This window comes from Roseibium sp. AWQ4_290, assembly GCF_056160985.1.
Genome location: NZ_JBSWYG010000003.1, coordinates 88,283 through 104,760, shown reverse-complemented (window position 1 = coordinate 104,760; position 16,478 = coordinate 88,283). Strand labels below are relative to the sequence as shown.

The 16,478-nt window shown below is 60.7% G+C and carries 15 protein-coding genes; 6 read left to right on the top strand and 9 right to left on the bottom strand.

Annotated elements, in window-relative coordinates:
• Nucleotides 1-3 precede the first annotated feature (3 nt).
• The 9 genes from ACXAH0_RS04195 to ACXAH0_RS04155 form a co-directional block, all read right to left on the bottom strand.
• The gene (locus tag ACXAH0_RS04195) at nt 4-2,427 is read right to left on the bottom strand and encodes a PAS domain-containing sensor histidine kinase (RefSeq protein ID WP_475189317.1); all 2,424 of its coding nucleotides are present in this window, start codon (nt 2,425-2,427) and stop codon (nt 4-6) included.
• A 329-nt stretch (nt 2,428-2,756) separates the two neighbouring features.
• Complete coding sequence (ahcY, locus tag ACXAH0_RS04190) at nt 2,757-4,145, bottom strand: adenosylhomocysteinase (protein WP_475174111.1); 1,389 nt, start codon at nt 4,143-4,145, stop codon at nt 2,757-2,759.
• 202 nt (nt 4,146-4,347) lie between these two features.
• A complete protein-coding gene (locus tag ACXAH0_RS04185; RefSeq protein ID WP_475189315.1) occupies nt 4,348-5,685 on the bottom strand; it encodes a class I SAM-dependent methyltransferase in 1,338 nt (445 codons plus the stop codon).
• 99 nt (nt 5,686-5,784) lie between these two features.
• Nucleotides 5,785-6,069 (bottom strand): HPr family phosphocarrier protein, encoded by a 285-nt coding sequence (locus ACXAH0_RS04180; RefSeq protein ID WP_475174115.1) that lies wholly within the window; start codon nt 6,067-6,069, stop codon nt 5,785-5,787.
• 8 nt (nt 6,070-6,077) lie between these two features.
• A complete protein-coding gene (locus ACXAH0_RS04175) occupies nt 6,078-6,482 on the bottom strand; it encodes a PTS sugar transporter subunit IIA (RefSeq protein WP_475174117.1) in 405 nt (134 codons plus the stop codon).
• Between the two features lie 117 nt (nt 6,483-6,599).
• On the bottom strand, nt 6,600-7,142 hold the full coding sequence (locus ACXAH0_RS04170; RefSeq protein ID WP_475189313.1) for an HPr kinase/phosphorylase: 543 nt from the start codon (nt 7,140-7,142) through the stop codon (nt 6,600-6,602).
• Complete coding sequence (locus tag ACXAH0_RS04165) at nt 7,139-8,956, bottom strand: stimulus-sensing domain-containing protein (RefSeq protein ID WP_475174121.1); 1,818 nt, start codon at nt 8,954-8,956, stop codon at nt 7,139-7,141. The genes ACXAH0_RS04170 and ACXAH0_RS04165 overlap by 4 nt, the downstream gene beginning before the upstream one ends.
• A gap of 186 nt (nt 8,957-9,142) precedes the next feature.
• Nucleotides 9,143-9,841, bottom strand: a complete 699-nt coding sequence (locus tag ACXAH0_RS04160; RefSeq protein ID WP_029064229.1) for a response regulator transcription factor — start codon at nt 9,839-9,841, stop codon at nt 9,143-9,145.
• 7 nt (nt 9,842-9,848) lie between these two features.
• Entirely contained in the window at nt 9,849-10,250 is a 402-nt protein-coding gene (locus ACXAH0_RS04155) for a hypothetical protein (protein WP_475189311.1), read from the bottom strand.
• A gap of 125 nt (nt 10,251-10,375) precedes the next feature.
• Here ACXAH0_RS04155 and ACXAH0_RS04150 point away from each other — a divergent pair, with 125 nt between their 5' ends.
• The 6 genes from ACXAH0_RS04150 (at nt 10,376) to ACXAH0_RS04125 (ending at nt 15,994) form a co-directional block, all read left to right on the top strand.
• The gene (locus ACXAH0_RS04150) at nt 10,376-11,986 is read left to right on the top strand and encodes a phosphoenolpyruvate carboxykinase (RefSeq protein WP_475189309.1); all 1,611 of its coding nucleotides are present in this window, start codon (nt 10,376-10,378) and stop codon (nt 11,984-11,986) included.
• 161 nt (nt 11,987-12,147) lie between these two features.
• Nucleotides 12,148-12,513, top strand: coding sequence for an XdhC family protein (locus tag ACXAH0_RS04145; RefSeq protein ID WP_475174127.1), 366 nt, complete (start codon nt 12,148-12,150; stop codon nt 12,511-12,513).
• 15 nt (nt 12,514-12,528) lie between these two features.
• Nucleotides 12,529-13,158, top strand: a complete 630-nt coding sequence (locus tag ACXAH0_RS04140; protein ID WP_475189308.1) for a LysE family translocator — start codon at nt 12,529-12,531, stop codon at nt 13,156-13,158.
• Nucleotides 13,159-13,162: 4 nt separating this feature from the next.
• Complete coding sequence (locus tag ACXAH0_RS04135) at nt 13,163-13,861, top strand: XdhC family protein (RefSeq protein WP_475189306.1); 699 nt, start codon at nt 13,163-13,165, stop codon at nt 13,859-13,861.
• Nucleotides 13,858-15,483 (top strand): NTP transferase domain-containing protein, encoded by a 1,626-nt coding sequence (locus tag ACXAH0_RS04130; protein WP_475189303.1) that lies wholly within the window; start codon nt 13,858-13,860, stop codon nt 15,481-15,483. Before ACXAH0_RS04135 ends, ACXAH0_RS04130 begins: the two co-directional genes overlap by 4 nt.
• A gap of 304 nt (nt 15,484-15,787) precedes the next feature.
• Nucleotides 15,788-15,994: a hypothetical protein gene (locus tag ACXAH0_RS04125; protein ID WP_475174136.1), complete on the top strand. Its 207-nt coding sequence runs from the start codon at nt 15,788-15,790 to the stop codon at nt 15,992-15,994.
• Nucleotides 15,995-16,478 lie beyond the last annotated feature (484 nt).

Here is a 16,478-nt window from a genome sequence, read left to right as displayed (position 1 = left end):
CCGTTATTCAGCGGCCACCTGACCGGGCTGCTCCGGGCGCGCAGGAAAGACGCAAGTAACTGTAGTGCCCTTGCCTTCAACCGAATCGATTTCGACGGTGCCGCCATGGAGCTCGACAAAGCTCTTGACGATCGCGAGGCCCAGGCCCGCGCCCTGGCGCCGTGTGCCCGTGTCATGGCCGACAAAGCGGTTGAAAACCTGGGTCAGGATTTCCGCCGGGATGCCGTAGCCATGATCCTGCACCACGAAGGCAACCTGGCCGTCATTCCGGTTGCAGCTGACATCGACGACGCCGTTTTCTTCTGAATACCGCACGGCGTTGGAAATCAGGTTGAACAGTACCTGACGCAACCGCTTCTCGTCGGCCACCATATTCCCGATATCTTCGGGCACATGGGTGCGCAGCGTGATCTTGGCATCTGCGATCCGGTCTTTCAGGCCCTCGACCGCCGCCGAGACTGTGGAGGCCACATCGACCTCGCCCAGGTCCAGTTCCATGATGCCCGCATCCAGGGTCGCCAGATCGAGAATGTCGTTGATGATGGCCAGAAGCGCCGACGAGGACGACTGGATGTATTCCGCGTATTCGCCCTGCTTGTCCGTCAGATCACCGAATTTCGGATCCGAGAGCAACTGGGCAAAACCGATGATGTTGGTCAAGGGCGAGCGCAGCTCGTAGGACACATGCTGGATGAAGGCGTTCTTGATCTGGTCGGCCTGCTGCAGCGCCTCGTTCTTTTCCAGAAGTGCGCGCTCTACATTCACGCTGTCGCTCACGTCCACAAAGGTGACCAGCGTGCCACCATCAGGCAGGGGCACGGTGGCATAGTCGAGCACATCACCATTGTGCCGTTCCAGGCGGCTGACCTTGTGGGTGCGGTTGTCGAGCAGGCCGGTGACATTGCCCGCCAGCTGCTTCCAGGCGTCTTCTTCCTGTTCGCTGAGCGTGCAGGCAGAGACAACTTCGTTCACATGGGGCAGTTCGGCAAGCTGCTCTTCCTCGATGTTCCAGATCTTGCCGAAGGCCGGGTTCCACAGGCGCAGGCGGCCATCGGACCCGAACACGGCCACGGCTTCCGACAGATTGTCGAGAGTTTCGCCCTGCACCCGTGCCAGCGCGTTGTAGCGGCTTTCCAGGTCGAGGCGCTCGGTGAAGTTCTCGTAAATATAGGTCACGCCGCCCTGGGGGTGCGGATTGGCAATGACGCGCAAGGTCCGCCCGTCCGGAAGATGCCACCAGCTTTCGCGGGCTTCCAGGGACTGGTAGCTTTCCAGCATCTTGTTGCGCCAGACCCTGTAATCGGCCTGTTCGGGCAGTTTGCGCGCGGCCCGCAGAGCGTCGAGCACGGCGCCATCTTCCGGCCTGCCCCCCAGGAACGCATCGTCAAGGTCCCAAAGCTGTCGGAAGGCCGCATTGTGAAACTGAAGCTTGCGATCGCTGCCATAGATCGCCACGGCGGCGGCCAGCTGGTCCAGGGTGCGGCCATGGAAATCTTCGGCGCGGCCCAGTTCCTTGCGGGCCTGTTCCAGGTCGCTGATATCAACGGCAATGCCGGCGCCGCCGACACTCGCGTTGACATCGGTCACCTCGAAGACCCGGCGGTCGCCGGAGGCCACAATCGGAATTCTGGCGCTGAAACAGCCATCCTCGGTCCGCTGCACGGCCATGGCGGTGCGTGCCGCCGCGTCCAGGAAGGTCGCACCGGTCTTGACGGCGCTTTCCGCATCGCCAAGCTCCACCGCCTCCGCATAGGCCGCATTGGCCCAGGTCAGATTGCCCTCCGCATCCCGCTGCCAGGCCGGGGCCGGCATGGCATCGAGCAAGGCATGAAGCATATGCAATTCGCCGGAAATCCGCGCATTGCGGGCTGCAAGCTCGGCCTGCATCTGGCGCTCGCCGGTCAGGTCCCTCAGCCGCAGCACGACGGCGCCGCCTGTGGTGCGCCCCAGAGCTTCCACATAGGTGCCCGCACGGGTTTTGAATGTCGCGGTAAAGGCCTCACCGGTGCGGAACAGCATATCCAGATGCCGTTCCAGATCCCCGGCGCATTTCACCGTCAGCCAGCTGCCAAAGGCCAGAAGCTGGGCAGGCGGGCGCGGCACGCCGGACTTTTCCGCCAGAACGCCCCAGATCTGGGGCACGGCTCCGTTTCCGGTCCACACGATCACGCGCTGCTCATCGGTGTTGAGCATAGCCTCCAGGCGGTCGACCCGGAGTTTCAGATCGCTTTTTTCCTTTTCCAGAGCGACAGTGATTTGGGATGATTGCTTGCGGTGCCTTAATAGCGCAACGGCTGCGGTCACTGCAAAGGCGCACATACCGCCCATCGCGCCCACAAGGATCATGGCACCCGGATTGATGGCCTCTGTGGTGTCTGCAAGAATATTGGCAAAAGCCGGACCGGCCGACAGCCCATAGCTCGCCATTGAGGCGCTGCCGAGCGTCACCGTTTTCAGACTCCATTCTCGCCACGCCGCGCTATTTTGCGCGCCGTTCTTGCCGCCTATCGGCATGTTACGATCCCCTTGTGCCGCCTTCCCCGCTATGCGGGAGAACCCCCGGATTTCGGGAGCAAATCAAAGACATCCGCCTTCTGGCCCTTGATTCGCTTAAACCATAACCTTTTTGAGAATCACGCAGAAGAGTCCGTAACCGAAAAGTTAACAGAACCCTTCAAATTGAAGGGTTCTGCATTTTTTTGTTCACATGTGGCGTTCCGGGCCATCACCAGATGTAGTGACCCGAATCAGAAAGATCAGTATTTGTAGTGTTCCGCCTTAAACGGACCGGCCTTATTAATCCCCAGATAATCGGATTGGGCGTCGGTCAATTCGGTTAACGTCACACCGAGTTTTTCCAGGTGGAGGCGGGCAACCTTCTCGTCAAGATGCTTGGGCAGCACATAGACTTCGTTCTTGTAGGCATCGCCCTTGGTGTAGAGTTCGATTTGCGCCAGAACCTGGTTGGTGAAGCTGGCGGACATCACGAAGCTCGGGTGTCCGGTGGCGTTGCCCAGGTTCACAAGACGGCCCTGGGACAGAAGGATCATCCGCTTGCCATCGGGGAATTCGATCATGTCGACCTGATCCTTGACCGGGCGCCATTTGAAGTTCTTCAGCGACGCGACCTGGATCTCGTTGTCGAAATGGCCGATGTTACAGACAATCGCCATGTCCTTCATGCCGCGCATGTGGTCCAGGGTGATGATGTCCTTGTTGCCGGTGGCCGTGACGTAGATATCGCCTTCCGGAAGTGCCTCTTCGATGGTCTTGACCTCGAACCCGTCCATAGAGGCCTGCAGAGCGCAGATCGGATCGATCTCGGTGACAATCACCCGGGCGCCGGACCCGGCAAGCGACTGGGCAGAGCCCTTGCCCACATCCCCATAGCCGCAGACAACGGCCACCTTGCCGGACATCATCACGTCGGTACCGCGGCGGATGCCGTCAACCAGGGATTCGCGGCAGCCATAGCGGTTGTCGAATTTGGACTTGGTCACGCTGTCATTGACGTTGATGGCCGGGAACGGCAGCTGGCCGTTTTTCTGCATTTCATAAAGACGCAGAACACCGGTGGTGGTCTCTTCCGAAACGCCCTGGATCAGATCACGCTGCTTGGTGAACCAGCCCGGATGGGATGCCATGCGCTTCTTGATCTGCGCAAACAGGCATTCTTCTTCTTCCGACTGCGGGTTTTCGATCAGGCCGGTTTCCCCGGCTTCCACGCGGGCGCCCATGAGAATATAGAGCGTCGCATCGCCACCATCGTCCAGGATCATGTTGGCGCCACCGTCAAAATCAAAGATCTTGTCGGCATAGTCCCAATATTCTTCCAGGGTCTCCCCCTTAACGGCGAAAACCGGAATACCCGCAGCAGCAATGGCAGCTGCCGCCTGATCCTGGGTGGAGAAGATGTTGCAGGAAGCCCAGCGGACTTCGGCTCCGAGCGCCACCAGCGTTTCGATCAGGACGGCGGTCTGGATGGTCATGTGGAGCGAGCCGGCGATCCGCGCGCCCGTGAGCGGCTTGGCATCGCCGAATTCGGCACGGCAGGCCATGAGGCCCGGCATTTCGTGCTCGGCGATTTCGATCTCGGTGCGGCCCCAGTCTGCGAGCGCGATGTCTTTGACGATATAGTCGGTCATTGAAGTGTCCTGCTGTTGGTCCAGCGTTAAATCGGGTCCGGGCCACTGCCGGCCCTGAAGGATGCCGCCGCCCTTCCGCATGCCAGTGCACGCGCATTCGGGGCGGCCGCCAGCCGATTCCGGCAAGGCCGGAAACCGTTGGCAGGGTTATAGCCCCCGGCGCGACTTAACGCAATAAAGATATAAAGAATTCTTTATATGATTAATCGAGACTGACTGTGCGCTCGCCGTTCCCGGGCCGGTAAAGGTCCTCGCGCGAGGGAGGCATTCCGGATGGGCCCTTGGTGCGCCTTGAGGCAACCGTCTGGAAAATCCCGATGGAGCCCCGTTCAAAGCCGAGGGAAACACCGCAAAGATATGCAAGCCAGAGCCGATATTTCTGCTCGCCGATCTCGGCGATGGCGTCGTCCCGAACCGCTGTCAGGTTCTCCGCCCAAAGCCGGGTGGTGCGGGCGTAGTGCTCCCGCCAGGCTTCAACGTCATGCACTTCAAAGCCGTGGGCCTCCAGATTTGTCAGGGTCCAGCCAATATGGTCGACTTCCCCGCCCGGGAAAATGTAGCGCACGAGTGCCTGATATTCCGGCTTCTTGCGCCGGAACGCCGTCAGATCCTTCTTGCCCCGCCGGGTGATGGCGTGGTGCAGATAAAGGCCGCGCGGCTTCAAGAGCCGGTGAACGCTCTGGAAATAATTATCGTAATTGTCCAGCCCGACGGCTTCGAACATGCCGATGGAGGAAATCTTGTCGAACTGGCCGGTCATGTCCCGGTAGTCGATCAGTTCCACCCAGGCCTTGCCCTCCAGCCCCCGCGCCGCGATCCGCTCGCGGGCGAGCTTAAGCTGTTCTTCGGCCAAGGTCACGCCAACGGCGCTCACCCCGTAATGTTCGGCTGCATGGCAGATGAGCGCGCCCCAGCCGCAGCCGATATCGAGCATGCGATCGCCGGGCTTGAGCCGCAGCTTGCGGCAGATCATATCCAGCTTGTCTTGCTGGGCGGTGGCCAGATCGTTGGACCAGTCCCGGAAATAAGCGCAGGTATAGACCATTTCCGGATCAAGAAAGAGCCGGTAGAACGCGTTGGAGACATCATAGTGAAACGCGATGTCAGCCTTGCGGCTCCCCGAACTGCGGTCCGCCGCCCTGCCCGCGTCCAGACCCTGTTCAGGCCCCGCCAAGCCTTTACCGGCCCCCCGCAGAAGCGGCCAGGCGCTCTTCAGAAGCAGCCATTTGTTCAAACGCTTGCGGATCTCGCGGCTTTTGAGCTTCGGCCGCTTTTCCGCAAAATCGAAAATACTGCCCCCCCTGGGGTCAATGTCACCGGTGGAATACAACTCGATGACCGTCTTGAGCGATGGGCGTCTCAGCAGCCGGGTGAGCGCGGAGGCGGACAGGGCAAGCCGCAGACCCTCAGCAGGACTGTCCTGCGGAATGCGGGTCCCGTCCCACAATTCAAAGGCAAATTGAAGATCCAGGCCCTGATGCAAATGGGACAGGGCCGCATGCGCGGCAGAAAACGTACGGTCACCAGACTGGCCAGCCATGAAAATCCCCCACTGAACCCGGAAGCCGGCCCGAATCGCGCCTGGCCCGTCTCAAGTGCCCCCAGCGCTGCGGGCAGGCCCCTTGAGGGAAAGCTGGCCTCAGTCGGTTTCGCCGAACCCGTTTTCGACAAGATCCGTTATTGCGTCCAGGGCCGCCTGCGCTTCCTCGCCGCTGACCTGAACCTTGATGCAGCAGCCCGGACTGGCGGCCAGCATCATCAACCCCATGATCGACGTGCCGCCGACGGTCTGGCCGTCCTTGGAGACGGTCACGTCCGCTTGAAATGTTTCGACGAGTTTGACCAGTTTGGCCGAGGCGCGGGCATGCAGCCCCCGGCGGTTGACAATGGTCAGGTCCTTCTCAAATAGATGGGTCGCCGTCATATCCGTGATCAGTTCTGCCCCGACAGCACCTGGCTCGCCACGGATATGTATTTCTGGCCGGCCTGCCGGGCCTCATCGACCGCATCCGTCAGCTGCCGGTCGCCGCGTACGCTGGCCAGCTTAATCAGCATCGGCAAGTTGACCCCGGCCACCACTTCCACGGATTTTCCGTCCATCACCGAAATGGCGAGATTGGAGGGGGTGCCCCCGAACATGTCCGTCAAAAGGACAACGCCCTTGCCCGAGTTTGCAGCCTCCACGGCGGACAGAATGTCCTGACGCCGCTGCTCCATATCGTCATCCGGTCCGATGCAGATGGTTTCAACCTGTTCCTGGGGACCGACCACATGCTCCAGCGCCGCTTTGAATTCTTCAGCGAGTCGTCCATGCGTAACGAGAACTAGTCCGATCATTCAGTCTTCAGCCTGACTATCGTGTGTGTTGGCTCTGGGCGGATCCGGGCGTTTATCAGTCTGATGCACTCTCTGCAACCGTTTGACCAGTTGCAAGCAAAAAACGACCGCTATGCTCTAAATATAGTCGGGTGTCCCAGCCAGAACACTACGCAACGCCCAGCGGACGAGGCGCAGTCCGGTGTCCGGCCGGTTTTCCGGGCACGAAATCGAAGGCACAAGCACATCTCCGACTTTTTTGGTGGCAAAGGCCCGCTCGGGCAAACGCTCCAGCGTTTCGGCTGGTTCCAGATCCACCAGCAGGGTGATCACCGCCACAGGCTGATAGCCGGTGCGCATCAATCCCGCGCCGCGCACTTCCAAAAGACCCGAAATAGACTTGGGCGGACGGGCAATCAGCAGCCCGGCCTCTGCGGCCAGATGCACCCGGTCGTCGGACACCAGATTTGCATAGCTGCCCCTGGTGCGGGCCGCCTCGATCAGATGGTCACTGAAACCGGATTTACCGCTGCCGGACCGGCCGCGCACAAGAAGCCCCGCGGTTCCAATCACAAGGCAATTGGCATGGAGGGCTTCGCTGGCCCCAATCCCGCTCCCGGCCTCGCTGCTCCCGCTGCCGCCCGTGACGCGGCCGCCTGTCCCGCGCCCCGCCGCCGTCACTTGGCAGACCCGGCCGGAAGCAGGATCGTAAAGCGGGCACCTGCGGTTTTGATGGTTCCGTCCGGTCCCTGTTCCTTGCGGTTGGTGGCGGAGATCGTACCGCCATGAGCTTCAATAATCTGTCGCGAAATAGACAGGCCAAGGCCGGAATTGTTGCCGAAGCCTTCGCCGTCCGGACGGTCGGTATAGAACCGTTCGAAGATCCGTTCGGTGTTTTCCGCCCGGATGCCCGGGCCATCATCATCCACAACGATGCGGATGCGCCGGTTTTCACGCGCCAGATCCACACGTACAGTGCCGCCCTGGGGCGAGAAGGAGCGGGCATTGTCGAGAAGATTGGAGATCACCTGGCCCAGCCGGATGTCATGCCCCTGAACCACATAGGGTTTGGGCCCTTGAGCATCGGCCACGGTCAGCTTCACCTTGGGATCATCGATCCCAGTGCGCTGGTTGACCGCATCGCCCATGTTGCGCAGCAGCTCGGCCAGGTCGATGGTTTCGGCCTGAATGCGCGCCAATTCCGCATCCAGACGGGAGGCGTCGGAAATGTCGCTGATCAACCGGTCCAGACGGCGCACATCATGCTGGATCACCTCCATCAGCCGTCCCTGGGATTCCGCGGTCTTTGCCAGTGGCAGGGTTTCCACCGCGCTGCGCAGGGAGGTCAATGGGTTCTTGAGTTCATGAGCCACATCGGCGGCAAAGCGTTCGATGGCGTCGATCTTGTTATAAAGCGTGTTGGTCATTTCCCGGAACGCCCGGGCCAGATGGCCAATCTCGTCCTGCCGGTCCGAGAAGTCCGGGATCTCCTGGCGGGAATTGGACCCGCGCCGCACCCGGTCTGCAGCCGAAGACAGCCGGCGCACCGGCCCTGCAATGGTGCCAGCCAGCAGGATCGACAGAAGCACCACCACTGTTGCGGCAAACAGGAAGACCCGGATAATCGCGATGCGCTCCGCACGCACGATGGCATCGATATCGCCGCCCTGGGTCGACAACAGCAACGTGCCCAGAACCGCACGGAACCGCTGGATCGGCACGGCAACGGAGACAATCAGTTCACCGCGCTGGGAAATCCGGGTCACGCTGGCCGGAGAGCCGGACAGAGCGGCTTCCACTTCCGGATAGGTGCGCCCGTCGCCCCCGCCCACTTCCTGGTACAGCGGCAGATCGCCCTGCTGAAGCCAGCGCTTGACCCATTGCCAGGCCGTGTCCCAGAACCCGGTTTCCTCGCCGGACGGCGGCGGCAGATCGAAGCGCAGGATCTGCGCGCTGGAATAAAGGTGGCGTGAATCCAGGATGAGAATGCCCTCCGGATCATAGATCCGCGCCCGGGTCTTGGTGGGCGAAATCAGGCGCCGGAGGACGGGCCCCACCCGCTCCGGATTGATCGGGAAATCCAGACTGTCGAGATCCTCGGCCGTCGGGGTGATGCTTTCCCCGGCCTGAAGCTGCAACAGGCGCTCCGGATCAATCGTGATGGTGCCGGTGTCCACGGTCGCGGAGGCGGCGATGGCCCCGGCAATGATTTCGCCCTGAGTCAGCAGGCTCTGAACCCTGGCGTCGATCAGCCCGGCCCGGAACTGGTTGAGATAGAGAATGCCGATCACAAGGGCGAGCAGGCCAACCAGATTGATGGCAATGATCCGCCGGGTCAGGGACGACAGCACATAGGTGCCGAACAGGCGGCCGAGCTGATTGAGAAGCCGGCGGCGGATCCGCTTGTTGCCGAGACGTCGCAGCCGGGACTTCTCAGACCCGTTTAACGGATCAGAGCCCGCACCTGTTTCGGCATTCTCGCTGTCAACCGCCATCTATATGCTGTCTCTAGGCCGTATTGGCGCAGGGGATGCATGTTGCGCAAGACCAGACGGTTCGGGCCGCCGCCAAAAGAAGCTTGAGCCTATCACCGATACGCCCGTTGCCCTTCTGACCGCCGTCTCTCGCCTCTGTTCGCACAACCTGCATCTCCAATGCGCCCAAACGGGCCTTGGGTTGGATCAGACTTCCCGGAAGCGGTAGCCCACACCATAGAGTGTTTCGATCATGTCGAAGTCGTCGTCAACAACCTTGAACTTTTTCCGGAGGCGTTTGATGTGGCTGTCGATGGTCCGGTCGTCCACATAGACCTGGTCATCATAGGCCGCATCCATCAGCGCGTTGCGGCTTTTGACCACGCCCGGACGCTGGGCCAGCGCGGACAGGATCAGGAATTCGGTGACGGTCAGGGTGACCGGCTTGTTGTTCCAGGTGCAAGTGTGCCGTTCCTGGTCCATGACCAGCTGGCCCCGCTCCAGCAACTTGTCCGCATCCTCGCGCGGCGCGCTGGCATCCTTGGGCTGGGCGCGGCGCAGCACCGCGCGCACACGTTCCACCAGAAGACGCTGGGAAAAGGGTTTGCGAATGAAATCGTCCGCACCCATTTTCAGGCCGAACAGCTCGTCGATCTCATCGTCCTTGGAAGTCAGGAAGATCACCGGCAAGTCGGAGTTCTGGCGCAGTCGCCGCAGCAGCTCCATGCCGTCCATGCGCGGCATCTTGATATCGAAAATGGCCAGTTGAGGCGGGTCACTTTGCAACCCGTCCAGCGCGGAGGTTCCGTCCGTATAGGTTTGAACCCGGTAGCCTTCCGTTTCCAGAGCAATTGACACCGAAGTCAAAATGTTGCGGTCGTCATCGACCAGAGCAATTGTCGGCATTCTCTATTTATCCATTTTCGGCAGTCCACGATGCTTTGGCACCGGTCTTACTGTAACATAGAGCCTTTGGCCCGCTAAATGCGCATAAATTAAGGCAGACGGCCCGAAGACACGCTTCCTGGCCCCAAATGAGGCCCTGAAGTCTGCGTTGATGGGGCGGCGGCAAGGGAAATGCAATAGCGGCAGGCAGTTTCTCTTTCAGCAACCATCGGTTTCTCTTTGTACGGTTTCCAAACTGCTTGCGGCCGCGCCATCGCTGCTGAGGATGTGAGCTCATCTTCGTTTTAAACGCGCTTTCTTTCACCTTGAGCAATACATCGCCCGATCCGAAGGTTTCGTTTTTTACTTCGCCGCTCAAATTAATCATCGGCGGATTTGCCAAGTATTTTAATCGATTAAACAAAGACATAGCCCCTCGGCGAGTCTTGCTGCCGTGAAGTCAATCCACTAGCTTCGCAGCCCTCAAAGCCGGATCGACGCGTTTCGATCCAGGGTCCGGCATGGAAAAGCTCCCATCACGAGGAATGCGGGAAGATGAAAGAAACAGGCATCAGGAACCTAGCCCAAGGCAGTGAACTCTTCGGCTTCAAAGGCCTGAAGGCGCTCTATTGGAACCAGTACGAGCCTGCTCTTTATGAGTATTCCCTCTCCCGCGGCGAAACCCGGCTGGCAGCCGGCGGCGCTCTCGTCGCCGAGACCGGCATCCACACCGGCCGGTCCCCGAAAGACAAGTTTGTTGTTCTGGATGACGAGACCAAAGATACGGTCTGGTGGGACAACAATGCCCAGATGTCCAAAGAGCAGTTCGATCTGTTGCTGTCGGATTTCCTGGCACACGCGGACGGCATGGAGCTGTTCGCCCAGGATCTTTACGGAGGTGCCGATCCGGTTCACCGCCTGCCTGTGCGGGTCTATACAGAATTTGCCTGGCACTCGCTGTTCATCCGCAATCTGCTGCTGCGCCCGGCCGCCAGCGAGTTGGCCGGGTTCGCACCGGACATGACCATTGTTGACCTGCCGAGCTTCAAGGCAGATCCGGCGCGCCACGGCTGCCGCTCCGAAACGGTTATTGCCTGCGACCTGACCCGCAAGATCGTCCTGATCGGCGGCACGTCCTATGCGGGCGAGATGAAGAAATCGGTCTTCACGATGCTCAACCACCTGCTGCCTGCCAAGGGCATCATGTCCATGCATTGCTCCGCCAATGTGGGACATGAGGGAGACACGGCCGTGTTCTTCGGCCTGTCAGGCACCGGCAAGACAACGCTCTCCGCCGACCCTGCACGCACGCTGATCGGCGACGACGAGCATGGCTGGAGCGAACGAGGTGTCTTCAACTTCGAAGGCGGCTGCTATGCCAAAACCATCAAACTGTCGGCCGACGCGGAACCGGAAATCTACGCGACCACCCAGCGCTTCGGGACTGTGCTGGAAAACGTCGTTCTGGACGACACACGGGTGCCAGATTTCGATGACGGCTCGAAGACGGAAAACACTCGGGCGGCCTACCCGATTCACTTCATTTCCAATGCCAGTGCCACCGGCTGCGCACCGATGCCGAAGACAATCATCATGCTGACGGCCGATGCCTTCGGTGTGATGCCACCGCTGGCACGGCTGACCCCGGCCCAGGCCATGTACCACTTCCTGTCCGGCTATACGGCCAAGGTGGCTGGAACCGAAAAGGGCGTGACCGAGCCGCAGGCCACCTTCTCCACCTGCTTCGGCGCGCCGTTTCTGCCGCGCCACCCGTCCGAATACGGCAACCTGCTGAAGGACCTGATCGCCAAGCATAATGTGGATTGCTGGCTGGTTAACACCGGCTGGACCGGCGGCGCCCATGGCACCGGGCACCGCATGCCGATCAAGGCGACCCGCACCCTGCTTCAGGCGGCCCTGTCCGGCGCGCTGAGCGATGCGGAGTTCCGCACCGACCCGAATTTCGGGTTTGAGGTTCCGGTCGCCGTGCCGGGCGTGGACACTGCCATCCTGACCCCGCGGGACACCTGGGCGGACAAGGCGGCCTATGATGCACAGGCTGCCAAGCTGGTACAGATGTTCGTCGACAATTTCGAGACCTTCGAAGCCCATGTGGACGGAGCCGTTCTGAGCGCAGCCCCCTCCTTGCGCAGCGCTGCCGAGTAACCGGCTCATAGCAATCTCACATTCACGTTTTTGAAACGGCGCCCGCCCCCCGGGCGCCGTTTCTGTTTGAGAAAAGCTTTTCTCTGCCCCAGAAAAATCTATAGTTGAACCGGCGTCTGCCACGTTCGCGTGGGAAAAACCCTTTTGGGAGGACCAAACATATGACAACAACCGACAGCCCTCACCTTGCCGCATCCGGGCAAGGTCCCGACGGCATCACCGATGTACTGACCACGACCCAAAACTGGAGCCGGGCGGGACGCAAGGTTGCGCTGGCTACAGTGATTGAGACCTGGGGCTCTGCCCCCCGGCCGGTCGGCTCCCATCTGGTGATTGACGCGGACGGCCAGTTTGAAGGCTCCGTGTCAGGCGGATGCGTGGAAGGGGCTGTGGTGGCCGAGGCCATCGATGTCATCGAAACGGGACGCCCGGCAACGCTGGAATTCGGTGTCGCCGATGAAACGGCCTGGCGCGTGGGACTCTCCTGTGGCGGCCGGATCCGTGTCTATGTTGAACCCGTTGTTTGATGAGAGACATAGCTGATGTATTCGCTTGAAACCTTCCTTGCCTTTCTCGCAGCAACCGCCCTTTTCGCCTATATGCCCGGTCCCGCAGTGCTCTACACCGCCGCGCAGACGATTTCCCGGGGCAGGCGGGCTGGCTTCATGGCAGCCGCCGGCATCCATCTGGGGTGTTATGCCCATGTCGTGGCAGCCGCGTTTGGCCTTTCTGCCCTCTTCGCGCTCGTGCCGGCGCTCTATGTGGCCCTGAAGCTGGTGGGTGGACTCTATCTGATCTATCTGGGCGGGCGAATGATCCGCACCCGTCTCACAGCAGCGCCGCTTCCCGAACTGCCGCAGAAGTCCGGCCGCAGAGCCTTTGTCGACAGTATCCTTGTGGAGGTTCTCAATCCCAAGGCCGCGATCTTCTTCATCGCCTTCCTGCCCCAGTTTGTCTCCCCCGAAGTTGGACTGCCGATCTGGGCGCAATTTCTAGTCCTGGGCACGATCGTCAATTGCGCCTTTGCCTCAGCCGATATCATCACCGTGCTGTTTGCCTCCGAGGTCAAGAAGCGTATCACCTCAACCTCAAGGTTCCAGGATCTGGGCCGTTGGATCGGCGGGTCCCTTCTGGTCGGGCTTGGGCTCAAGCTGGCGACGGACAAAGCCTGACACCATGGATCTTTCGCGTCTTGAAGCCCTGAACACGGAGCGGCAGGCCCGCCGGGCCGCCCTGCTGGTCACCCGGCTGGATGACGGCACGCAGGAACTGGTGCGCGCCGCCGATGACTATTCTGCCCACCCGCTTGCCGCAGAATTTGAAAAACGGTTCCGGTCGGGCAAATCCGGTCTGGTGGAAACACCAGCCGGCAACGTCTTTCTAACCGTCAGCGTGCCCGCCCCCCGGCTGATGATCATCGGCGCTGTGCATATCAGCCAGGCGCTGGTGCCGATGGCCCGGATCGCCGGGCTCGATGTCACGGTCGTTGATCCGCGCACCGCCTTTGCCACGCCGGACCGGTTTCCGGGCACGGACCTGAAAGCCGAGTGGCCGGAGGATGTTCTGAAGGCAACACCGCTTGACGCCTATACCGCCGTCGCCGCCCTCACCCATGACCCAAAGATCGACGACACACCGCTTCTGGAAGCCCTGAAGACGGGCTGTTTTTATGTCGGCGCCCTGGGCAGCCGGAAGACCCATTCCAAACGGCTGGAGCGGTTCGCTGCCGCGGGGGCCGACCCGGCGCTGTTTGAGCGCATTGACGCCCCCATCGGACTGGATATCGGCGCCGCGTCTCCGGCCGAGATTGCCGTCGCCGTTCTGGCGGCCATCCTCAAGGCCCTGAGACAGGGAGATCCGGAGACGGCCGGATGAAATTCGGCGCTGTTCCGCTTCAGGACGCCGAAGGCTGTCTGCTGGCTCACAGAACCCGGCTTGCCGGCAAGGTGCTGACAAAAGGGCATGTGCTGAGCGCACAAGACTGCCGTCTTCTGGCAGCCCAGGGAGAGACCTCGGTCATTGCCGCACGGCTGGACCCTGGCGATATCAATGAAGATGCCGCCGCCACCCGTCTGGGCAGAGCCGCCATGGGAGAAGGCCTTGAAGCCGATACCGCCTTTACCGGGCGCCTGAACCTTTATGCGGCAACGCCGGGTCTTTTGTGTCTTGACGAAGACGCTGTCACGGCGGCCAACCGGGTCGACCCAGCGATTACTTTTGCCACGCTGGCGAACCACACAAAAGTGGTGCCAGGCCGCATGGTCGCCACAGCAAAGATCATTTCCTTTGCCGTGACCGGCACCGCCCTGCATCAGGCCGAGACCGCCCTGCAAAAGGCCGTCCGCATCGCGCCGTTCCGCAGCCGGAAAGTCGGTCTTGTCGCCACCGAACTGCCCCATCTGAAACACAGCACCATGGACAAGACCCGGCGGGTTCTGGAGGACCGGCTCCGGGCCAGCAACAGCCATGTGCTTCAGGAAGAAAGAGTGGCACATGCGAGCGAAGCCGTGAGCGCGGCTATGGGCCGGCTGATCCGGGACGGGGCGGACTGTCTCATTCTTTTTGGCGCCTCGGCGGTCGTAGACAGGCACGATGTTCTGCCCGCGGCAGTCGATCTGGCCGGAGGCACCGTCACCCATCTGGGCATGCCCGTCGATCCGGGTAACCTGCTGATGCTGGCAGACCTTGCCGGTGTGCCCGTTCTTGGCGCGCCGGGCTGTGCCAGAAGCCCGAAGGAAAATGGCTTCGACTGGGTACTCGACCGGCTTCTGGCCGGTATCGAGACCGGTCCAGACGACATCACCGCCATGGGCGTTGGAGGTCTTTTGATGGAAATCGGAACCCGGCCGCAGCCGCGCGAGGTCAAACGCCCCGGGGCGTCACCGCCCAAAATCGCCGCCATTCTTCTGGCGGCCGGACAGTCGACACGCATGGGCGGGCCCAACAAGCTGCTGGCTGAGCTGGACGGCAAACCGCTGATACGCCATGTGGCGGAAGCCGCCTGCGGCGCGGAGCTTTCCCAGACCATCCTGGTCTCAGGCCACCTGGCCGAAGAGGTGGAAGCGCATGTCGCAGATCTCGGTATTTTATGTGTACGCAATCCCGATTTTGCGGACGGCATGGCCGGGTCCATCGCCACCGGCATGAAGGCCATCGCGCCGGATACGGAGGCCGTTCTCATTCTGCTCGGGGACATGCCTCGCATTCAGGCCTCAGACCTCACCGCTTTGATTGCCGCCTACCGGGCGGGCGGCAATAACCTGATCGTAACGGCGACAGCGGACGGCAAACGCGGCAATCCCGTTCTGTGGGACCGGCGCTTTTTCGACGCCTTGCGCAGTTTGAGCGGAGATGTGGGGGCACGGCATGTCATTGCCGGCAATCCAGGCTTCGTGACCGAAGTTGAAATTGGCCCGGCGGCCCGGCTTGATCTGGATACACCTCAAGCCCTGGAAGCGGCTGGTGGGCATTTCAAGGACCGCGGCACACCCGGATAACTTCTTGAGAGAACAGAACTCACCTCAAAAGACAAAGTGGTTTCCGCCTTCCGGCGCACGACGCTTTAACGCCCGATTAACCCGGTATGCACTGAGTGCAGGACGGAAATGTCAGGTATTCTATTGCAATTTTGTGACACCCCGCTTATTTAAATCCTGCGCTTACTGAGGAGCCCTTGACCGGGTCAACCACCGGACGCAGTCCGGGGCGCTGTAATATCCGATTTCTGTCGAAAGCTGTTCGGATCCTCTTCTCCAGAGGATGCTCGAGCGCTTTTGCTGCTTGACTGAGAAGGAAAACAAGATGGCTGACTTGTCCCTCCCGCGCCCGGGCTGCTGCAAATGGGCTGAAGGTGACGCTGGAAACTATACGTTCCCGTGCAACACCCGTGTTGAAGCGGGCGTATCCTATTGCGAAGAACACAGCGCAATTGTCTACATTCCGCCGGAAGAACGCCGCCGCAACCGGTCCGGTGGTGGCATGAGCCTGTCATTCCGCCGCGCTGCGTGATTGATAAAGCTGCTCGCAACAAAAGCAGACATATCGTGGGGTTCCCCACACTCCTTGAAACCCGGCCTCGTGCCGGGTTTTCTTTTGTCTGCCCCTTGGGAACTTTCTCAAGAACCTATGGCTGACACCACGCTCACCAAAAAAGACCCTATTGGATGTTTTTCAGGTTCGCCAACCAGGAAGCGCGCGCAGATCGGCCTGGGCGGCCGGGCAAGCGGCGTGATGCAGCCCGGCGCATTCAAAAACCCATCGAAGTCCACGACATGGAAGCGTTCCGCCGTGTCGCGCGTCTTGGACGATGCCCCACATCGCCCTGTGACAGGCTCCTTGCTGAACGCTCTCATGTCACGGTCAAACAGGGTCTTATTTGGTGAGGATGGTCTGAATGTCTTCTCGCAATAAAGTTGATCGAAGCAACGAGATGGTCTCTGGCCATGTCTTTTCTGTGAATAAACCAAAATGAACGCGCTACAAAATCCTAGTT